At 69.1% G+C, this 20,406-nt stretch carries 15 protein-coding genes, 1 tRNA gene and 1 pseudogene; 5 read left to right on the forward strand and 12 right to left on the reverse strand.

What is annotated here, in order from left to right; all coding sequences use genetic code 11:
* Positions 1-258: 258 nt before the first annotated feature.
* Both QBE02_RS08450 and QBE02_RS08455 read left to right on the forward strand, forming a co-directional pair.
* Complete coding sequence (locus tag QBE02_RS08450) at positions 259-3,132, forward strand: aminotransferase (protein WP_279365341.1); 2,874 nt, start codon at positions 259-261, stop codon at positions 3,130-3,132.
* A gap of 27 nt (positions 3,133-3,159) precedes the next feature.
* Positions 3,160-4,185 (forward strand): agmatine deiminase family protein, encoded by a 1,026-nt coding sequence (locus QBE02_RS08455; protein ID WP_279365342.1) that lies wholly within the window; start codon positions 3,160-3,162, stop codon positions 4,183-4,185.
* Positions 4,186-4,224: 39 nt separating this feature from the next.
* Here the strand turns inward: QBE02_RS08455 and QBE02_RS08460 are convergent, their stop codons facing one another.
* From QBE02_RS08460 to QBE02_RS08485, 6 genes and pseudogenes are all read right to left on the reverse strand, one after another.
* Complete coding sequence (locus QBE02_RS08460; protein WP_279365343.1) at positions 4,225-5,508, reverse strand: MFS transporter; 1,284 nt, start codon at positions 5,506-5,508, stop codon at positions 4,225-4,227.
* Positions 5,509-5,553: 45 nt separating this feature from the next.
* Positions 5,554-6,093 carry a hypothetical protein gene (locus tag QBE02_RS08465; RefSeq protein WP_279365344.1) on the reverse strand — a complete coding sequence of 180 codons (540 nt, stop codon included), beginning with the start codon at positions 6,091-6,093 and terminating at the stop codon, positions 5,554-5,556.
* A gap of 233 nt (positions 6,094-6,326) precedes the next feature.
* Positions 6,327-6,802: pseudogene (locus tag QBE02_RS08470) on the reverse strand (SRPBCC family protein).
* Positions 6,803-6,851: 49 nt separating this feature from the next.
* Positions 6,852-7,184: a hypothetical protein gene (locus QBE02_RS08475; protein WP_279365345.1), complete on the reverse strand. Its 333-nt coding sequence runs from the start codon at positions 7,182-7,184 to the stop codon at positions 6,852-6,854.
* Positions 7,185-7,314: 130 nt separating this feature from the next.
* Positions 7,315-9,129 (reverse strand): AIPR family protein, encoded by a 1,815-nt coding sequence (locus QBE02_RS08480; RefSeq protein ID WP_279365346.1) that lies wholly within the window; start codon positions 9,127-9,129, stop codon positions 7,315-7,317.
* 857 nt (positions 9,130-9,986) lie between these two features.
* A tRNA-Ser gene (locus QBE02_RS08485) sits at positions 9,987-10,076 on the reverse strand.
* Positions 10,077-10,203: 127 nt separating this feature from the next.
* Between QBE02_RS08485 and QBE02_RS08490 the strand changes: the two genes are divergently transcribed.
* Positions 10,204-11,157, forward strand: a complete 954-nt coding sequence (locus tag QBE02_RS08490) for an L-lactate dehydrogenase (protein WP_279365347.1) — start codon at positions 10,204-10,206, stop codon at positions 11,155-11,157.
* 207 nt (positions 11,158-11,364) lie between these two features.
* Positions 11,365-12,732: a DNA repair protein RadA gene (gene radA / locus QBE02_RS08495; protein WP_279365348.1), complete on the forward strand. Its 1,368-nt coding sequence runs from the start codon at positions 11,365-11,367 to the stop codon at positions 12,730-12,732.
* A gap of 277 nt (positions 12,733-13,009) precedes the next feature.
* Here the strand turns inward: radA and QBE02_RS08500 are convergent, their stop codons facing one another.
* The 6 genes from QBE02_RS08500 to QBE02_RS08525 all read right to left on the reverse strand — a co-directional run bounded on the left by QBE02_RS08500 (position 13,010) and on the right by QBE02_RS08525 (position 18,719).
* Positions 13,010-13,420 carry a dehydrogenase gene (locus tag QBE02_RS08500; RefSeq protein WP_279365349.1) on the reverse strand — a complete coding sequence of 137 codons (411 nt, stop codon included), beginning with the start codon at positions 13,418-13,420 and terminating at the stop codon, positions 13,010-13,012.
* A 160-nt stretch (positions 13,421-13,580) separates the two neighbouring features.
* Positions 13,581-14,297, reverse strand: a complete 717-nt coding sequence (locus QBE02_RS08505; protein ID WP_056226024.1) for a FadR/GntR family transcriptional regulator — start codon at positions 14,295-14,297, stop codon at positions 13,581-13,583.
* A 25-nt stretch (positions 14,298-14,322) separates the two neighbouring features.
* Complete coding sequence (locus QBE02_RS08510; protein WP_144782986.1) at positions 14,323-15,102, reverse strand: 3-oxoacyl-ACP reductase; 780 nt, start codon at positions 15,100-15,102, stop codon at positions 14,323-14,325.
* 137 nt (positions 15,103-15,239) lie between these two features.
* Positions 15,240-16,595 (reverse strand): aldehyde dehydrogenase family protein, encoded by a 1,356-nt coding sequence (locus tag QBE02_RS08515; RefSeq protein ID WP_279365350.1) that lies wholly within the window; start codon positions 16,593-16,595, stop codon positions 15,240-15,242.
* The gene (locus tag QBE02_RS08520) at positions 16,592-17,383 is read right to left on the reverse strand and encodes a gamma-glutamyl-gamma-aminobutyrate hydrolase family protein (protein ID WP_279365351.1); all 792 of its coding nucleotides are present in this window, start codon (positions 17,381-17,383) and stop codon (positions 16,592-16,594) included. The genes QBE02_RS08515 and QBE02_RS08520 overlap by 4 nt, the downstream gene beginning before the upstream one ends.
* The gene (locus tag QBE02_RS08525; protein ID WP_074695930.1) at positions 17,364-18,719 is read right to left on the reverse strand and encodes a glutamine synthetase family protein; all 1,356 of its coding nucleotides are present in this window, start codon (positions 18,717-18,719) and stop codon (positions 17,364-17,366) included. Before QBE02_RS08525 ends, QBE02_RS08520 begins: the two co-directional genes overlap by 20 nt.
* A 146-nt stretch (positions 18,720-18,865) precedes the next feature.
* Here QBE02_RS08525 and QBE02_RS08530 point away from each other — a divergent pair, with 146 nt between their 5' ends.
* The gene (locus QBE02_RS08530; protein ID WP_279365352.1) at positions 18,866-20,404 is read left to right on the forward strand and encodes an amino acid permease; all 1,539 of its coding nucleotides are present in this window, start codon (positions 18,866-18,868) and stop codon (positions 20,402-20,404) included.
* Positions 20,405-20,406: the final 2 nt, after the last annotated feature.

Here is a 20,406-nt window from a genome sequence, read left to right on the forward strand (position 1 = left end):
GGCCACCGTCAGCGGAGGCGTCGCGGTCGATCACGCCCTCTTCGTCGACGGCGTGCGCGTTCCCGCGCGACTCGAGAACGGCCGGGTCACCGCCGACGCCGCCCCAGAGCCGTCCGGCGAGCCCGTGAGCGAATGGATCGCCCCCTACGGCCCGCTGGTCGTGGTCGTCGTGCGCGATGCCGGGGGTGCCGTCGCGGGCGCCGTCGCCACGGCATCCGACTCTCCCCTGTGACACCCGAATCACCCGAGGAACACACCGTGACCGAGACCGCCCCGACCCCCGTCTTCGACTACTTCAGCCAGGTCGACCTGCCCACCCCGACGCTCTCCGACGACGAGGTGCAGCGTCTGTTCGCCGACACGTTCGGCGTCGAGATCGACGTGCAGGCGCTCGGCAGCCAGCAGGACCAGAACTTCCGCGTCTTCGCCCGGGGCTCGACCGACCCTCTCGGCGTACTGAAGCTCAGCAACCCCGTCTTCAGCGAGGCCGAGATCGAGATGCAGGATGCCGCGGCGGCTCTCGTCGCCGAGCGGAGCCCCCACGTGCGTATCCCGCGCATCGTCGAGGGGCCGCGCGGCGCGATGTCGACGTGGTGGGAGTCGAGCCAGGGCAGCATCCACGCACGCGTGATCGAGAACATCGCCGGGCGCACGCTCATGGGTTCGGGCTACCTCTCCCCCGCCGTCGTCGAGGGGATGGGCGCCCTGTCGGGGGCGGTGAGCCTGTCGCTCGCCGACTTCACCCACCCCGCGAGCGGCCGGGTGCTGCAGTGGGACCTCCGCCACGCCGGGCGCGTCATCGACACCCTGCTCCCGCTCGAACCGGATGCCGAGGTGCGAGACGTCGTGCAGCGCGCCGCCGACGCCGCCCGCGCGGCCCTCGCCCCCGTGCAGGACGCCCTGCCCGTGCAGGCCGGACACTTCGACGTCACCGACGACAACGTGCTGCCCGCCCCCGGAGAGACGGTGCCCGACGCGGTCATCGACTTCGGCGACGTGTGCGCGTCGTGGCGCGTGGGCGAGATCGCCGTGACCGTGTCGTCGGTACTGCACCACGACGGCGCGACCCCCGAGAGCGCCTTCCCCGCCATCCGCGCGTTCGACCGCCTGCGCGACCTGAGCGACGACGAGCTCACGGCGCTCTGGCCGCTCGTCATCCTCCGCGGCGCGGTGCTCGTGCTCAGCGGGCGCGCGCAGGTGCGCCTCGACGACGAGAACGCCTACGCCACCGTCGCGCTCGACCGCGAGTTCCGGATCCTGGTGCAGGCGGCATCCGTTCCGATCCCCGTGATCACCGCCGCGACCCGGGCGGCGCTGGGGCGTTCCCGCGCCGAAGCGCCCGCGTGGACCGGCACTTCGGTGCTGTCGCTCGGCCACCACGTCGAGCTCGACGCCTCGACGGAGTCACCGCTGAACGACGCGGGCGCCTGGCTCGACGCCGCCACCCTCGACGACGCGGCTCTCGCCGCCCTCGACGCGGGCGCCGACGTCGTGACCGTGCCCGCGTGGCGCGCGCGGTTGACCGGAACGACGGACCCGCTTCCCTCGACGCCCGAGACCGTGCCGACGGACGTGCTCGTGTGGCTCGCGTCACCGGTCACCCTCGATCGGAGCGAGCGCAACGAGCACGGGTCGCAGATCGTGACGACGGATGCCGGGACCCTGGCGATCGGCGGAGTGCCCGCCGCCGCGGCATCCGGAACCCTTCCGGCGCGCACCCGTCTGTCGATGCGCCGCTCGCTCGGCGGACTCGTCCCCCCGACGCGCACCACGCCCGCCCTCGCCGCCGCCTGGCGCGAGGTGGCCGGCGACCCCGGCGCCGTGATCGGCGCGCCCGCCGCGGCCCCGGTCGACGACGACGTGCTCGAGCGACGCCACGAGGTGCTCGCCGAGGTGCAGGAGCACTACTACGCGGCCCCTCCCCGCATCGAGCGCGGGTGGCGCGAACACCTGATCGACGTGAACGGCCGGGTCTACCTCGACATGGTCAACAACGTCGCCTCGGTCGGCCACGCGCACCCCCGAGTGGTCGAAGCCGGCTCCCGCCAGATGCACCTGCTGAACACCAACTCGCGCTTCCATTACCGCGCGATCACCGACTTCGCCGACCGGATCGCGGCGACCCTCCCCGACGGCTTCGACACCGTGTTCTTCGTCAACTCCGGCTCCGAGGCCACCGACCTCGCGATCCGCCTCGCGATGGCGGCGACGGGCCGCCCCGACATCGTCGCGATGCGCGAGGCGTACCACGGGTGGACCTACGCGAGCGATGCCGTCTCCACCTCGATCGCCGACAACCCCTTCGCCCTCGAGACGCGTCCCGACTGGGTGCACACCGTCGACGCGGCGAACTCTTACCGGGGGAAGCACCGGGGGGCGGATGCCGGGAAGTACGCGCCCGAGGCCGTCGCGGTCATCGACGAGCTCGCGGCATCCGGTCGCCCTCCGGCGGGGATGATCGCCGAGACATACTTCGGCAACGCGGGCGGGGTCGCTCTTCCCGACGGCTACCTCACCGAGGTGTACGCCGCGATCCGCCGCCACGGCGGGCTCGCGATCGCCGACGAGGTGCAGGTCGGCTACGGCCGCCTCGGCGAGTGGTTCTGGGGCTTTCAGCAGCAGGGGGCCGTGCCCGACATCGTCGCGGTGGCGAAGTCCATCGGCGGCGGTCACCCGCTCGGTGCGGTGATCACGCGGCGCGAGATCGCCGACCGCTACCGCACGCAGGGGTACTTCTTCTCCTCCACCGGAGGCTCGCCCGTCTCGTCGGCGATCGGCATGGCCGTGCTCGACGTGATCGAACAGGAAGGCCTGCAAGAGAACGCGCGGGTCGTCGGCGGCCACCTCAAGCGGCGCCTCGAAGAGCTCGGCGAGAAGCACGACCTCATCGGCACCGTGCACGGCTCGGGGCTGTACCTCGGCGTCGAGTTCGTCCGCGACCGCGAGACCCTCGAACCGGCGACCGCCGAGACCGCGGCGATCTGCGATCGCCTGCTCGAGCTCGGTGTGATCATGCAGCCCACCGGCGATTTCCAGAACGTCCTCAAGATCAAACCGCCCCTGGTGGTCACGCGGGCCTCGGTCGACGTCTTCGTCGACGCGCTCGACCGCGTCCTCACCACCGGCTACTGACCCGATTGACCCGAGAAGGAGCACGCCATGTGGCGCATGCCCGCTGAATCCGCCCCGCACGAGCGCACCTGGATGGCGTTCCCGCGCGAGGGCATCACCCTCGGCGAGGGCGCGGAGTTCCGCGAACAGGGCTACCAGGCCTGGACCGACGTCGCACACGCCGTGCGGGAGTTCGAGCCCGTCACGATGGTCGTCGACCCCACCGAGATGACCCGAGCCCGGCGCATGCTCTCGTCTGCCATCGAGATCGTCGAGGCCCCTCTCGACGAGTTCTGGATGCGCGACATGGGCCCCACCTTCGTCGTCGACCCCGACCGCCCCGGCGTCCTCGGCGCGGTCGACTGGATCTTCAACGGCTGGGGCGCCCCCGACTGGGCCGAGTGGCAGAAGTCGGCGGGGATCGCCCGCGTCGTCGCCGAACACCTGGGCGCCGAGCGCATCGATTCGCTGCTCGTCGCCGAGGGCGGCGGTCTGCACGTCGACGGCACCGGCACGGTGCTGCTCACCGACACCGTGCAGCTCGACCCGCGCCGCAACCCCTTCGCCGACCGCGCCCGCGTCGAGACCGAGATGGCCCGCACGATCGGAGCGACGGATGCCATCTGGCTCTCCCGCGGCCTGACCCGCGACTACGACGACCTCGGCACCAACGGACACGTCGACATCGTGGCCACGTTCGCCTCGCCCGAGCACGTCCTCATCCACGAGCAGACGGATGCCACCCACCCCGACTTCGAGGTGTCACGTCTGGTGCGCCGCGAGCTCTCGGACGCGTTCGCCGCCCGCGGCCGCGAGGTGCGCATCACCGGCATCCCCGCCCCGACAACGCTGCGCGACGACGAGGGCTGGCTCGACTGGAGCTACATCAACCACCTCGTCACCAACGACGGTGTCGTGCTGTGCGGCTTCGGCGACGAGACCGCCGACGCGCGCGCTCGAGAGGTCGTGTCCGATGCCTACCCGGGTCGCCGGGTGGTCACGGTCGACTCGCGCCCGATCTTCGACCGCGGCGGCGGCATCCACTGCATCACGCAGCAGCAGCCGCGAGTCTGATCGGTCGCCGAGGTCGCTCCGGCAGCGGCGTGCCCGCGGTCAGCGGCGGCGCCGAGATCCGCCATGCCGCGCACCCCGCAACGGCGAGCAGGCGATGACGAGGGCCGCGACGGCGAAGAAACCGGCGCCCACACCGAGCGTCGCGGGAAGACCGGTGACCGTCATGAGCAGCCCCGCCAGGAGCGCTCCGACGAAGAACACCGAGCGGTTCACGGTGCGGATCGTGGAGTTCATCCGCCCCTGGATGCCATCGGGTGCGACCGACTGACGGTAGGAGATGTCGTTGGTGTCCTCGATCCCCATCGCCAGTCCGTAGACGAACTGGGCGGCGGCGACGACGCCGAGGGTCACCCCGATACCGCTGTCGGGGCCGAGCCGCACGAGCGCGAGTGCGGCCCAGGGCAGCACGACCAGAACGCGGCCGAGCAGGATCGCGTGTCCCGCCCCGAGGCGGGCGCCGAGGCGCGGGGCGATGACCGCTCCCACGAAACCGCCCACTCCCCCGAGTGCGAGGGCGACCCCGTAGGCCCAGGGTGGCAGGGCGAGTTCTCGCAGCCCGAAGACGACGAATGCCGTCGCCACGATGCTGTTGCCGAGGAACCACACGTGGATCGACAGGGCGAGGGGCCGGAGCGTCGGATGCCGATAGGTGTAGCGCATGCCCTGCGCGATCTCGTGCCCGACGTGTCGCCCGGCGGCTCGCGGCGCGGCCCTCTTCTCGGACACGACGATGCGCGATTGCAGAAGAGCGGCGACGGCCGCGATGACGGCGTCGATCACGAGGAGGATCGGCGCACCCACGATCGCGAGTAGCGCGCCGCCGATCGCGGGCCCCGCCGTCTGGGCGACGGTCTGACTCTGGCCGAGTCGGGCATTGGCGGCGGGAAGCGACGCCCGCGGCACGAGTCGTGGCAGGAGAGGTTGCGCCGCGGAATCCCCGAACAGGGTGAGCACTCCGAGCACCAGGGTGATCGCCGCCAACGACCAGAAATCGAGCGCCCCCGCCAGAACGAAGACGGGGACGATCGCGAGCACCACCGCCCGGCCGATCGTGGTGACCACCAGAGCCCGCTGCCGTCGCCAGCGATCCATCCATGCGCCGACCACGAGACCGAGGAACAGGTACGGAACGACGCTGAGGGCATTCAGGATGCCGACCTGCCCGGGCGTCGCGCCGATCACCGTCACGATCAAGACCTGGAAGGCGACCCCGGCGATGGTGGAACCGAAGGCACGCAGCGTCGTCGCGGTCCAAAAGAAGGCGAACGCCGGGTGGCGGAGGATCTCGCGCGGCGGCGCTACCGACGGTGAGTCCTCGTCCATGCGTCGAGCGTATCCACGCCCGGCGGCGCGACCGCCCGGCGGGGGTCACCCCGCGGCGTCAGCGCCCGTGCGGATGCGGAACTCTTCGACCGTCCCGCGGTGGCCGCAGCCGCCCCGACCTTTGTGGCACTGGATGGGGTCGCCGTCGGAGAATCCGCTCTGCGTATCGATGACGGGGACGTGCCCCGCCGTCGGCTGACCGGGCGCGGCCGAATCCACGCCGTCGTCGAGCATGACGACGTCGAGGGTGATCTGAACGACGAACGCCCGCTCGTACCCGCAGCGCGGGCAGCGGATCCCGGCGAGACGCCCGGTGTTGGAGGCTGCCTCCGCCGCCGCCGCGGGGACAACAGGAGCGGGCGCGGGTCGGCGATGGACCGCGAGCTCGTCCGCGCAGTCGTACGCGAAGTGGGTGATCTGCCCGTCCGGATGCCGCTCGGTGAGACGACGGGTCCACGGGTTCTCCGCATCGATTCCGATGATCTCGGAGTCGGTGCCGACCACGACATCCCCCACCCGTAGATCGAACACGGGAAGGGTGAGCACCGGGAAGACTCGATGCTCGCGGGTGGCGGGGGCGGTCATGCGGCGGCTCCGATCGGAACGAGGGCGTGGACGTCGCGGGTCAGCGTCTTCACGCGCGCACCTCGTGCAGGCCCGGAAGAGTCCAGCCCTACTATCGGGTCACTGAAGCGGCTGCGTAACGAGCCGATGCGCTTGTTCCGAGGTGGGGTCCTCGGTGCGGCGGGGCGGCCGATATCGTGCCGTGGCGTCGACGCGGCGACCGGGGCCCACGCCCTGGCTGGTCGGGAGCCCGCTCACCGCACCGCGGCGAGCACGAGCGGGTCGGAGCATCCTTTCGCGAAGCCGCGGATGCGCCGATCCATGTCGTACTGCAGGACGACGGCGCCGATCCGTTCGGCGAGCGGTGCCAGCCACCGGGGGCGACAGGCGAAGTTGTACCGCCAGACGGCGAGAGTGCTGCCGGGATCGTCGGCGACGGGGGTGAACTTCCACCCGCCGGCGAGACGCGCGAAGAACCAGGACCCCTTCGTCATCTTCATGCCGACGTTCGATGGCGGATTGTACGAGACGTACTCGCTCTCCATCCGGAAGCCGAGACGCTGCACGGTGTAGGTCCGCACGCCCTTCGCCGGAGCGGTCGCCCCATCGACGAAGTGCTGGCGCCGATGAACGGATCCCACCGTTTGCGGGTCTCTCCCGTGGTCTGCGAGACGGCGAACGCGACGCTCACGTCGACCGGGACGACGCAGCGGGACTCGATGACGGGCATGGAGCCATGGTGGCAGGTCGAGGCGGACGGCGCACCAAATGAGGGTTCGTCATCGCGTGTGACGCCTAGTACGTCGAAATGCGAGGAGGACGCCTCCGGCAAGCAGATGCGTCAGCGCTACAACAGAACCAAGCCGCACTGCACCGCCGTCGACACCGCTTCGCACGAGCCAGGCGGGGGTCGGACCGGGCGACGGCGCCGCGGCGGCCATGACCTGGATCGTGACACTCGCGGACACCGCGCCGATCGTCGCGGTGATCGTGTTCGGACTGGCGTACTGAAACGTCACCGCCGAACCCGCGACGACGTCCGGGTCCAGGGACGGGCGGAGAACGACATCGGAGGTGTCGACGGAGTTGCCTGAGACGTCGGCGCCGGTCACGGTGAGGTCGACGCAGCCGCCCTGCGCGACCGTCGCGGCCGTTGGTGAACTTTCCGGTAGGCCGCGCAGACCAGAAGGCCGGGGATTTCGATGAGGGCCGGTCCCCGGCCTTCTTCAGCTGTCAGCGCCCCTAGGCTTTCGGCTTCACCGCCTTCGCCTTCTGTAGGAGAGCCTCCTGATGCCGTCGGTTCCGCACATCGTCCTTCCGGAGGCTCCGACCCTCGGAGAGAACGCTCTGGAACTGCTCCGTTGCTAACTCCATGGCCTTTGAGATAGCGAGTTCAATCCGATCGGAATCGGTGACCTTGAATTGAACCTTCTTCGCGGAGGCAAGCCGGCGCCTCGCAGACTCAAGATCATTCGCTTCAAACACCGCCGCTATCTGAGGATTGATGATGACGGACACCATCATGGCGATGTGGTACTTCGCCGCCTTCAGGGTCGTGGAGTCGGGGGTGCGAGCAAAGTACCGATCCACCCGATAGAGGATCCATGCGGCGTAATAATACGCCTCAACTGAGTAGCTGCCCCACACGAAGGAATCCTCGGCTTCGAGTTCCTTTGGCGAACCGATCGCTCGGAAGGATTCACCGAAGAGGGTGGCGGCGACTGCCCGATTGAGTTCCGGCGTAGTAACGACCCTCGTCCTCGGAAAGTCCAGAGTAGTGTGCTGAACCTGGCGCAGGTATCGCAGACCATCTGCACCTGATTGGGTGAAGTATTCCTCGACGTCCTTAGCAATCTGCGAACTCGCTTGGATGTCCGTCGAAGCGATCGCGGTTTGGAGATTTGTAGCAATCGCTACGCTGGTACGCACGCTTGCATCGTCTGAGCTGACGATCTTCACCGGAATCCAAAGGTCGGCCAAGAGTGCCGGGTTGTCTTTGACCTTCTGACTTACCGCCCACCTCACCAACTGGTGGCTCGTCTGTCCACCGTTCACGATCTGGTAGCCAGAGATGAAAAATTTGTCCCCAGCACCTCTGAGGGAGCTAGCGATGATTGTGAGGCCGTTATTTAGAAACGGAAATTGCTCGCGCTCCTCACTGTCGAGGGTGCGAGCGATCCGCATGTTCACGGTGTTGTGCGCTCCGAGATCGAGCCGCACGTTGTCATCGAAGATGCCGGGACGAATAGCACCAGTCTCGTCCGTCAGGAGCTTCAAAGCTTCCGCACCAGACAGCAGCCCGATGTAAGCCTCGCTCACGCGTTCGGTGGCGGGGATGGTCTGCCGCTTCGTGAAATCGAACCGGATGTTTTGAGGTCCGTGTCGTTCCTTGAGCTTCGCCGCGAGCGCATCGTGTCCGTGAGTTTTCAACTCGAAGGGCTCCGAGTACACCCCTAGCTCATTGATCCGGCGGACCGCTTCGGTGACTTGTAGTTCCTTGCGCGCATCGGCCCCGTCGTGGCCGCTGGTCGTGACATAGAACACCTCACACGGGATCCTCGTCTCCTGGAACTTGTCACCGTTCTCGGCGATCTTGTCGATCAGAGCTGCGAGATCCACCAAGGCGGCGGGAAGAGCGATGTTTTGGGGGTTGATCGCATACTTCGTGACTGACTCGATCCCGTGGAGGAACTTCGAGATCAGCTTCGCGTCGTAAGACTCGCTCGTCTTGGCCTGGATGAAGACAACCCGCGCGGTGTTCGATGTCTGCTCGGAGATCAGTTCATCAATCTCCGAGGGTTCGAACACGAGTTGCCCGTTCACGACCACGGCGGCGATGTCGATCCCCTCGTCCGAGCCTCCTCCGCGGACCGACCGCTCGATCTTTTCCACATCGTCCCTCAGATAGGGGTAAAGATAGTTGGCCGCTACATAAAGCTCGAACTGTTTGTCCTCCGATACCACGAAGCCGAAGTCGCGAGCGAACTTGGCGACGCGTTTACCTGTGAGAGTGTGCAAATTAATTCCCCCCTGATCAGCGACGGCGGCGATCTTCACCGCGTCGTAGCACCGATGCTAGCGTCGGGAGCGCGGATGAGACGTGGGTGAATACGCTCAGCATCGATCGGCGAGAGTCTCAGGTGACATCGACTACGTCGCCCACAATCTGATCTCCCGTGATCTTCGGGGTCTCATGCAGACAGCTACTTTGCGCTTTCAACGAGCTCTCGATGGGTGGACCGAGATCAAGGAGCGCCTGATGATCACGCTGCACATAGACAGGCTTCTTGTCGCGTAGTGCCAGATCCTCGCGCTGCACTCATCAAGCTAATCGAGGAGGCGGTCATCTGCAGTGAGCCGAGCGGTTCGCGGGTCAACTCGAATCATGCGGGAGATTCGAGGCCGTTTTCTACACGAGCGATCTTGAACTTGTGATCGCGGTTCCACGCCAAGCTCCGCCGCGCCTGGGATACCCCCACCCACCGCGCTTTCGAAAGCGGGCACGTCTTCACCGCTCCGCGCCATGGCACTCCTCGGATTGCTTCGCGCCTTGAAGGATCGGCCAGTCAGATCCAACACCTCTTGCACCACCATCGCGGCATACCCACCGATCGCCGCCGCGAAGCCGTCGATGCTTCCAGCCGCTGCACGAAATCTCCGTCGACTGCGCACACCGCCACGTCATCAGACCCGCCCCAGTGACCGCGCCCGACGAGCTCCATGGCGCCGGAAGACCGGCCCCTCTTCAACACCGCCGTCAGCGCCGAGCAAGGCCTCTGGATTTGCCCCGGATGAGCAGGACGAGGGGGGTTGAACCATCCCACGCGCTCTTAAACATCAGCCTCAAAACCGCGAACAACGTCGCGTGAAAACGATGAAGGCCCCGCATCCGTGAGGATCCGGGGCCTTCGTGGTGGCGGTGACGGTGGGATTTGAACCCACGGTAGGGGTGAACCTACACAACATTTCGAGTGTTGCACCTTCGGCCGCTCGGACACGTCACCGCCGAATAGCTTACGACAGACTTGCGGATGCCGCGAATCGGCGCCTCACGCCGGGCCCCGGCATCGGTTCATCCACCGTCGAACGACCCCGCTGGATGCCGCCCTCGCCCGCTGCCAGGATCGAGCCATGAGCGTGATCGAGAACTCGAAGCTGACGGTCGTGGGAGCAGGCAGCGTGGGCGCGAGTGTCGCGTACGCCGCGCTCATCCGCGGGTCCGCGCGACACGTCGCCCTCTACGACATCGCCGCCGAGAAGGTCGAGGCCGAGGTGCTCGACCTCGCCCACGGGACCCCGTTCACCGGGTCGAGCGACATCACCGGCGGCAGCGACGTCGCGGTCGCCGAGGGCTCGCACGTGGTCGTGATCACCGCGGGCGCGAAGCAGAATCCCGGCCAGACGCGCACCGAGCTGGCCGCCACCAACGCCGCGATCATCCGCGACATGATGCCGAAGCTCCTCGCGGTCGCCCCGAACGCGATCTACGTGATCGTCACGAACCCTTGCGACGTCCTCACGGTCCTCGCGCAAGAGGTGACGGGGCTGCCTAGCCGCCGCATCTTCGCCTCGGGCACGGTGCTCGACACCTCGCGCCTGCGGTGGAAGATCGCCCAGCGCGCGGGGGTCGCGACCTCGAGCGTGCACGCGTGGATCGTCGGCGAACACGGCGACACGGAGTTCCCGCTGTGGTCGACCGCGACGATCGGCTCGGTCCCGATCACGCAGTTCGAGCTGCCCGACGGCACCCGCTTCGACAAGGCCGAGCTCGATGCGATCGCCGTCGACGTGCGCGACGCCGCCTACAAGGTGATCAGGGGCAAGGGGGCGACGAATTACGCGATCGGCCTTTCGAGCGCCCGCATCGTCGAGGCGGTCCTGCGAGACGAGCACGCGATCCTCCCCGTCAGCACGGTGCTCGACGACGTCCACGGCATCAGCGGAATGGCGCTTTCCGTGCCCTCGATCGTCTCGGCGCGCGGGGCGGTGCCGCTGGCGGCGACGCCGTTCGCGGCCGACGAGTTGACGCTGCTGCGCCGCTCCGCCGACGCTCTGATGACGGTCGCGGGGTCGCTGCGCGGCTGAGCCACGAGGCGCCGCCGCGATAAACGCTCTCTGCGATGAGAAACGCACTCCGACGGCGTTTCTCATCGCTGGGGGCGTTTATGGCAACGGGCGCGGCCTCATTGGTCGGATCGGGTCCGGATGCCGGGACCCCGAGCGAACGCGCGACCACCGGATGCCGGAACCCCGGCGACCGGCGATGTCGGAGGCCCCGCGTAGCCTGAGCACATGGCATCCCGACGTCCCGCTGCAGCCCCCGCACCGTACCGGTGTACCGAATGCGGATGGACGACGCTGAAGTGGGTCGGCCGCTGCGGGGAGTGCCAGTCGTGGGGCACGGTCGTCGAAGCGGCGGAGCAGACCGGCATCGTCCGCTCGATCACGCCGGTCGCGCCCGGGGCCGGGCGCGACGCACGCCGCATCACCGAGATCGACACGCAAGACGCCCCGCGCCGCACGAGCGGAGTCGGTGAGTTCGACCGCGTGCTCGGGGGTGGGATCGTGCCCGGCGCCGCCATCCTGCTCAGCGGCGAACCGGGCGTGGGCAAGTCGACACTGCTGCTCGAGGTCGCCGCGCAGAGCGCCCGCGCCGGCCGACGCGTGCTCTACGCGAGCGGTGAAGAGTCCGCGGCGCAGGTGCGACTGCGCGCCGAGCGCACCGGCGCCCTGCACGACGAGCTGTTTCTCGCGGCCGAGACCGACCTCGCCACGATCCTCGGGCACATCGACCAGGTCGAGCCGGGCCTGCTCATCGTCGACTCGGTGCAGACGGTGTCGTCGGCGCACAGCGACGGCGCCGCCGGTCAGCCCGCGCAGGTGCGCGAAGTGGCATCCGCCCTCATCCGCGTCGCGAAAGAGCGGGGCCTGCCGATCATCATCGTCGGCCACGTCACGAAAGACGGCTCGATCGCGGGCCCGCGCATCCTCGAACACCTCGTCGACGTCGTCTGCCACTTCGAGGGCGACCGTCAGACCTCGCTGCGCTTCGTGCGCGCGCTGAAGAACCGCTTCGGGCCGACCGACGAGGTCGGCTGCTTCGACATGACCGGCACGGGCATCGCCGAGGTCGCCGATCCGAGCGCGCTGTTCCTCGGTCACGGCGAGCCCGAACCCGGCACGTGCGTCACGATCGCGATGGAGGGCCGGCGCGCTCTGCCCGTGGAAATTCAAGCCCTGGCCGTGCGCCAGACGGCTCCCAACCCGCGCCGCATCGTCAACGGCGTCGACTCTTCACGCGTCGCGATGGTGCTCGCGGTCCTCGAGAGCCGCATGGGGCTCACGCTCTCCGACCGCGACGTCTACGTCTCGACCGTCGGCGGGGTGCGGTTGGTCGAACCCGCCGCCGACTTGGCGATCGCGATCGCCGTCGCCAACGCGGTGAAGAACCGCAAGGTCTCGAAGCGTCTCGCCGCCATCGGCGAACTCACCCTCACGGGCGAGATCCGTAACGTCACCCAGGCCGCCCAGCGCGCGTCCGAGGCCAAGCGCCTCGGGTACCACACGGTGCTCGACTCCTCGTCGCGCAAACTCGCGCAGGCGCTCAACGAGCTGCAGGTGCGCGGCATGCCGCGCGACGACAGCGAGCCGGGGTTCTGACGCCGCGACCGGCGAGCCCCGGAGGTCCTCTCAGGCGTCAACGCAGGCGCGAGCCGACGGGATCGGCGGGTTTACCTCGAGCGATGCCCTGCCCGGTCAGCGACCGGGAGGCGCCGACCGGCGACGGCGGTGCGGGGAGGTCATTCCCAGCACGGCGGGGATGACAAGTCCGGCGGCGCACACGGCACCGGCGATCAGGTACTCCATGGCCCCGAGTCTTACACGCGCCGCCCTCGCGCGCGAGTTCGCAGCGCCCGCTCTCGAACCGGCCCGCTGTTCAGGCGTCGAGGGCAGCGATCAGATCGGCGGGCGACGCTTGGATCGGGTGCGGGCCGGCGATGTCGATGAACACCGTCGTGATGGCATTCTGATGCGTTCCGAGGAACGTGCGCAGCCACTGCGGTGACTGCAGGGCCACGTGCGGCGGCAGCGTCTCGGGCTTGTGCGCCGCGTCGCTGAAGAGCAGCAGCGCCAGCTGGCCGGTGTTCGGGTCGCGGTAGGTCCACACCTCGCCGACGCTGAGCGGGTTGTCGGCGTCGCCGGGGGTCATCAGCGGCACGACCGTCGGCCCGTGCCGCAGTGCGAAGGCGATCGCGGCCATGTCCTGCGTCTGCAGGGCGTCGACGAGCGCGGTGTTCTTGAAGTCCACGTCGAGCTTCTTCCCCTTGCGCTTCTTGCCTGCGGCCATCCTCCGAGCCTAATCGCGCGCGGCGCCGGGGCCGCATCGCCGGTTCGGGGCGGATCTCGCCGTTCGGGGCGGACGATCCTCGCCCCACAGCGCAGGACCCGCCCCGAACGCAGCCAGCGCGGCGCCAAGACCCCCGGTCCGCGCGGCCCCACGCGACCCCCTACGCCAGGAACCCCCGCAGCAACGCCTCGGATCCGGCGAGGTGGTCGCGCATCGCCGCGTGGGCGGCATCCGGTCTCCCGGCGAGAATTGCCGACACGATCGCCGCGTGCTGCGAGGTCGAGTGTTCGATGTTGCGCGGCAGCAGCGGAAAGGTGTCGAGCCACGCGTTCACCCGCGCGCGATTGTCGGCCACGAGCGGAACGAGCGACGGGATGCCGGCGAACTCCGCGATCGTGAGGTGCAGCAGGGTGTCGAGTCGGCGGTAGTCCTCCCCCTCGGCGAGCGCGGCCGCTTCGTGCCGCGCCCAGAGCACGTCGCGCTCCTCCGCCGACAGCGAGCGTCCCGCCGCCGCCCACGCCGCTCCGGGTTCGAGGACGCCGCGCAGGGCGATGACGTCCGAGAGTTCGGCGGGCGAGACGACCGCCGGTTCCGACGGCCGCGGCACGGGGTCGACGACGAAGGTGCCACCGTAACGACCGCGCCGTGTCTCGAGCCACCCGGCGTCCGACAGTTCCCGCAGAGCCTCGCGGACGGTGTCGCGGCTCACGCCGTACAGGGCGGCGAGTTCGCGTTCCGCGGGGAGCGACTCCCCCGGGGCGACGAGCCCGAGCCGGACGGTCTGCACGATGCGCGCGGTGGTGTCTTCGAGCGCGTTGCCGGTGCGCACGGGACGGTACACGGCCCGGCGCAGGTCGTCGAGCGGCGCGTCTGTCACCCTCTCAGCCTGTCACGTCACCGGTTCACAGGGGCGTGACGTACGCGTTGGTGATACCCCCGTCGACCACGAAGGCCGTCGCGGTGATGAAGGACGCATCGTCGGATGCCAAGAAGGCCACGGCCGCGGCCATCTCTTCCGGCTCCGCGAAACGGCCCATCGGCACGTGGACGAGGCGGCGCTGCGCGCGCTCGGGGTCTTTCGCGAAGAGCTCCTGCAGGAGCGGGGTGTTGACGGGTCCGGGGCAGAGCGCGTTGACGCGGATGCCCTGTCGCGCGAACTGCACGCCGAGCTCGCGGGTCATCGCGAGCACGCCGCCCTTCGACGCGGTGTACGAGATCTGCGAGGTCGCCGAGCCGAGCAGCGCGACGAACGAGGCGGTGTTGATGATCGACCCGCGACCGGCCGGCACCATGTGCCGCAGCGCCGCGCGCGAGCAGAGGTAGACGCTCTTGAGGTTGACGTCCTGCACCTTGTCCCACGCGGGGAGCTCGGTGGTCTCGATCGAGTCGTCGTCGGCGGGCGAGATGCCGGCGTTGTTGAAGGCGATGTCGACGCTGCCGAGGTCGGCGGCGACGCCGTCGAAGAGGGCGTTCACGGAGTCCTCGTCGGCGACGTTCACCTGACGGAAGACACCGCCCACCTCGGCGGCGGCGGCGGTTCCCGTCGTCTCGTCGAGATCGGCGATCACGACGCGCGCGCCTTCGGCGGCGAAACGGCGGGCGGTGGCGAGGCCGATGCCGCTGGCTCCTCCGGTGACGATGGCGACGCGGTCGCGCAGACGCTGGGTGAGGTCGATGGTCATGGTGCGGTGGTTCCTTTCGAGCCGAACCTCGTCCCACTTATGGCTGGTTCAGAGCCTCTCGAGTAGCCATAAGTGGGACAAGGACCGTCATAAGTGGGACGAGGGGGTCGGGCGGCGGGCAGTCGGGAGAGGCGCGGTCACTCGGTGGCGTAGAAGACGTTCTTGGTCTCGGTGAAGTGCTCGGCGGCATCCGGACCCAGTTCGCGACCGAGGCCCGAGGCCTTCATGCCGCCGAACGGGGTGGAGTACCGCACCGACGAGTGCGAGTTCACCGACAGCACCCCGCTGCGCACACCACGCGAGACCCGGATGCCGCGACCCAGGTTCTCGGTCCAGATCGAGCCCGCGAGGCCATAGGCGGTGTCGTTGGCGAGGCGGATGGCATCCGCCTCGTCGTCGAACGGCATGACCGCCAGGACGGGACCGAACACCTCGTCGCGGGCGATGCGGTCGCCCGGCTGGGCGAGCACGACGGCGGGGGCGAACCAGAAGCCGTCGCCCTCGGGTGCCGACCCGCGGAAGGCGACGTCGGCGCCGTCGACGAAGCTCTGCACGCTCGATCGGTGGGATGCCGAGATGAGCGGCCCCATCTGCGTCCCCTCGTCGTGGGGGTCGCCGACCCTCCACGCCGCGACCGCCGGCTCGAGCATCTCCAGGAACCGGTCGAAGACGCTCCGCTGCACCAACAGGCGGCTGCGCGCGCAGCAGTCCTGACCGGCGTTGTCGAACACCGAGCCGGGGACGCCCGCGGCGGCCTTGTCGAGGTCGGCGTCGGCGAAGACGATGTTGGCGCTCTTACCGCCGAGCTCGAGGGTCACGGGCTTGAGCAGGCGCGCGCACCCGGCCGCCACCTCGGTGCCGACCTCGGTCGACCCGGTGAAGACGACCTTATGCACGTCGGGATGGGTGACGAAGCGCTGACCCACGACCGATCCCGAGCCGACGACGACGGTGAACAGTCCCTCCGGGAGCCCCGCCTCGAGCGCGAGCTCGCCGAGGCGGATCGCCGTCAGCGGGGTGAGCTCGGCGGGCTTGAGCACCACGGCATTCCCGGCGGCGAGCGCCGGGGCGAAGCCCCACGCGGCGATCGTCATGGGGAAGTTCCACGGCACGATGATGCCGACCACGCCGTAGGGCTCGTGATACGTCACATCCAGCCCGCCCGCGACCGGGATCTGCGACCCGATCAGGCGCTCGGGCGAACCTGCGTAATAGTTGAGCACCTGGGCGACGTGCTGGGCCTCCCACCGGGCGGAGCCGATCGGGTGCCCGGAGTTCTTCACCTCGAGCGCGGCGAGCTCGTCGACGTGCGCCTCGACGACGCGCGCGAACGCGCGGAGCGCGTCGGCGCGGGCGACCGGGGCGAGGGCGGCCCACGCGCGCTGCGCGCGGACGGCGCTCGCGACCGCCGCGTCCACGTGGTCGATCTCGGCGCGCTCGAGGGTCGTGATCGGCGATCCGGTCGAGGGGTCGATGACGGTGAAGGTGCTCATGCGGGAACTCCGTGGTGCTCGGGGGATTCGGGGACGCCGGTCCGGGACGCCCGGTGTCGCGCCGCCGCGGCGACGAGTCCGAGGAAGAGCCGCCGGTCCTCGGCGTTCTCTTCCGGATGCCACTGCACGGCGACCAGGTAGTCGTCGCCGTCCATTTCGACGGCCTGCACGAGCCCGTCGTCGGTGCACGCGGTGACGTGCAGGCCGTCGGCGACCCGGTCGACGCCCTGGTGGTGGTAGCTGTGGACGGTGAGCGCCCCGGCCCCGACGAGGCCGGCGAGCCGGGTGCCGGCATCCACCTCCACGACGTTCTCGGCGAAGACGCCGCCGCCGATGCGGTACCTCTCGGTGCCGAGCGCCTCGGGCAGATGCTGGTGCAGCGTGCCGCCCATCGCGACGTTGATCAGCTGCAGGCCGCGGCAGATCCCGAAGACCGGGATGCCGCGCTCCCGCGCCCCCGCGAGCAACGCGATCTCCCACGCGTCGCGGTCGGCGCGGGCGGGGTCGGTCAACGGGTGGCGCTCGGCGCCGTAGAGCTCGGGCTGCACGTCGAGGCCGCCGGTGAGGATGAGCCCGTCGATGCCGTCGAGCACCGCGGCCGCGGCCTGCTCGGGCCGCGGCTGCGGGGGCAGCAGCACCGCCGTTGCTCCCGAGGCGGTCACGGCGTCGAAATACTGCTGCGGAAGGAACGAGGCGCGCACGTCCCACACCCCCTGCTTCGCACGCTCGAGATAGGTGGTGAGTCCCACCACGGGGGTCCTGCTCGGATCAGAGGCGCTCGAAACCACGCACCCGCTCCCAATCGGTCACGGCGGCGTCGTAGGCCTCGACCTCGATGCGCGCCTGGTTGAGGTAGTGCTCGACGACCTCGTCGCCGAAGGCGGCGCGAGCGACCGTCGACTCCGAGAAGAGGCGCGCGGCCTCGCGCAGCGTCGTCGGCAGGGTGTCGACCCCGGCCGCGTAGGCGTTGCCGGTGAGGGGCGCCGGCAGCTCGAGCTCGTTCTCGATGCCGTGCAGGCCGCCCGCGATGATGGCCGAGATCGCGAGGTAGGGGTTCACGTCTCCCCCGGGCACGCGGTTCTCGACGCGCAGTGACGAACCGTGACCGACCACGCGCAGCGCGCAGGTGCGGTTGTCGACGCCCCACGCCACCCCCGTCGGGGCGAACGAGCCCTTCGCGTAGCGCTTGTACGAGTTGATCGTGGGGGCGTAGAGCAGCGTGAACTCGCGCAGAGTGGACAGGATGCCGGCGATCCAGTGCCCCATGAGCGGGCTGAACCCGTGCTCGCCGTCACCCGCCATGACCGCCGCGCCGCCGTCGCCGCGAACAGAGAGGTGGATGTGGCAGCTGTTGCCCTCGCGCTCGTTGAACTTCGCCATGAACGTCAGTGACTTGCCGTGCCGGTCGGCGATCTCCTTGGCGCCGTTCTTGTACAGGGTGTGGTTGTCCGCGGTCTCGAGGGCCTCGGCGTAGCGGAAGGCGATCTCTTGCTGGCCGAAGTTGCACTCGCCCTTCACGCCCTCGCAGTACATTCCCGCTCCGTCCATGCCGAGGCGGATGTCGCGCAGCAGCGGCTCGAGCCGGGTGGTGGCGAGCAGGTTGTAGTCGACGTTGTAGTCGGTCGAGGGCGTGAGATTCGTGTATCCCTTCGCCCAGGCGTCGCGGAACGAGTCGTCGAAGACGATGAACTCGAGCTCCGTCCCGGCGTAGGCGGTGAGGCCGCGCTCCGCCAGGCGGGCACGCTGGGCGTTCAGGATGCCACGGGGCGACTGACTGACGTGCGCGCGGTCCTCCCACGCGAGGTCGGCGAAGACGAGAGCGGTCCCGGGCTGCCAGGGGATACGGCGGAGCGTGTCGAGGTCGGGGACGAGCAGCATGTCGCCGTAGCCCTTCTCCCAGCTCGACATGGCGTACCCGTCGACGGTGTTGAGGTCGACGTCGACCGAGAGCAGGTAGTTGCAGGCCTCCGCGCCGTGGCCTCGGACCTCGTCGCGCCAGAATCGCGCGGCCACGCGCTTGCCGACGAGTCGACCCTGGGCGTCGGGGAAGGCCACGACGACGGTGTCGATCTCGCCCGCCTCGATCGCGGCATCCAATTCTTCGCTGCTGAGATTGCCCGCCATGGTCTCCCTCTCGCGGTGTCGACGCCCTCGCGTGCGGAGGACGTAACGAGGAACTTACACGGCAAAGGTAGACAGGTCGACCAATAGAAGGCCATGATTTCCCGCAAGGCGACCCCGAAGCCTGTCCGCATCCGTCTGGAGGTCCCATGTCCACCTCGAGCAACTCCCGTAAAAAGGTCGCCGGAGCCACCTATACGGCCACCGATGCCTCGTACTTCGAGAAACGCACCCTGAAACGCTCCGCCGGCGTCTGGGGCCTGTGGGGCCTCGCCGTCGCCGCGGTCATCTCGGGCGACTTCTCGGGCTGGAACTTCGGCATCGGCTTCGCCGGCTTCGGCGGCATGCTCATCGCCTTCGTCATCCTCGTGGTGATGTACTACGGGCTCACCTTCTCGATCGGCGAGATGGCGGCCGCCATGCCGCACACCGGTGGCGCCTACTCCTTCGCACGATCGGCCATGGGGCCGTGGGGCGGCCTCGCGACCGGCCTCGCCGAGACGATCGAGTACGTCGCCACCACCGCGGTGGTGGTCTACTTCTCGGGCCAGTACGCCGACTCGGCCCTCGAGCTGCTGACGGGGGTGAGCCTGCCCGCTTTCGTCTGGTGGATCATCCTCTACGCGCTGTTCATCGCTCTCAACGCCGCGGGCGCGAACATCTCCTTCGGCTTCGCCATCGTGGTCTCGATCATCTCGATCGGCATCATCGTGGTCTTCGGCGCGATGTCGCTCATGACGGGAGCCTTCGACTGGGGCTCGCTGTGGAACATCGCCCCCACCGACGGCAACACCGAGTTCCTCCCCTTCGGTGTGGGATCGATCCTTCTGGCACTCCCCTTCGCGATGTGGTTCTTCCTCGGCATCGAAGAGCTCCCGCTCGCCGCCGAGGAGTCGCACGATCCCGCCCGCGACATCCCCCGCGCGGGGCTCTGGGCCCGCGGCACGCTCATCGTCACGGGTCTCATCGTGCTGTTCCTCAACACCGGAGTGCTCGGCGCCGACGCCACCGGCAGCTCGCTCGAGCCCCTCCTCGACGGTTTCCGCGCGATGGTCGGCGACCAGGCCGCGGCCCTCCTGTCGCTCCTCGCCCTCGTCGGACTCCTGGCCTCACTGATGGGCATCATGTTCGCCTACGGCCGCAACATGTACTCGCTCTCGCGCGCCGGGTACTACCCCCGCTGGCTCTCGCTCACCGGCACGCGCAAGACCCCGTGGGTCGCCCTCGTCTTCGGCGCGGTGCTCGGCTTCGTCGCCCTCGTGGTGGTGCAGGCCGCGGGCGGCGACGCGAGCCCGGCCGGAGCGATCGTGCTCAACATCGCCGTGTGGGGCGCGGTACTGGCGTACTTCCTGCAGATGGTGTCGTTCATCGTGCTCCGCCGGAAGTTCCCGAACGCGGTCCGCCCGTACAAGAGCCCGTGGGGGCTGTTCGGGGCGTATTCGGCCGCCATCATCGCCGCCGTGGTGTTCTTCGGTCTGCTGCTGAACCCCGCCTACCTGCTCGCGATCGTCGCCATCATCGTGGTTTACGCGGTGATCTTCGTGGCCTTCGCCGTCTACGGTCGTCACCGCCTCGTCCTCTCGCCCGAAGAGGAGTACGCCCTGTCCGGCGGGCTGCACGGCGACCCGCAGCAGGAGGGCTACGACGCCATGGAGGGCGAGGTGTTCGGCACGAAGCCCGGCTCCTGAGT

Origin of the sequence: Microbacterium testaceum (assembly GCF_029761935.1) — a bacterium.
In the GTDB taxonomy this organism is placed as follows: domain Bacteria; phylum Actinomycetota; class Actinomycetes; order Actinomycetales; family Microbacteriaceae; genus Microbacterium; species Microbacterium testaceum_A.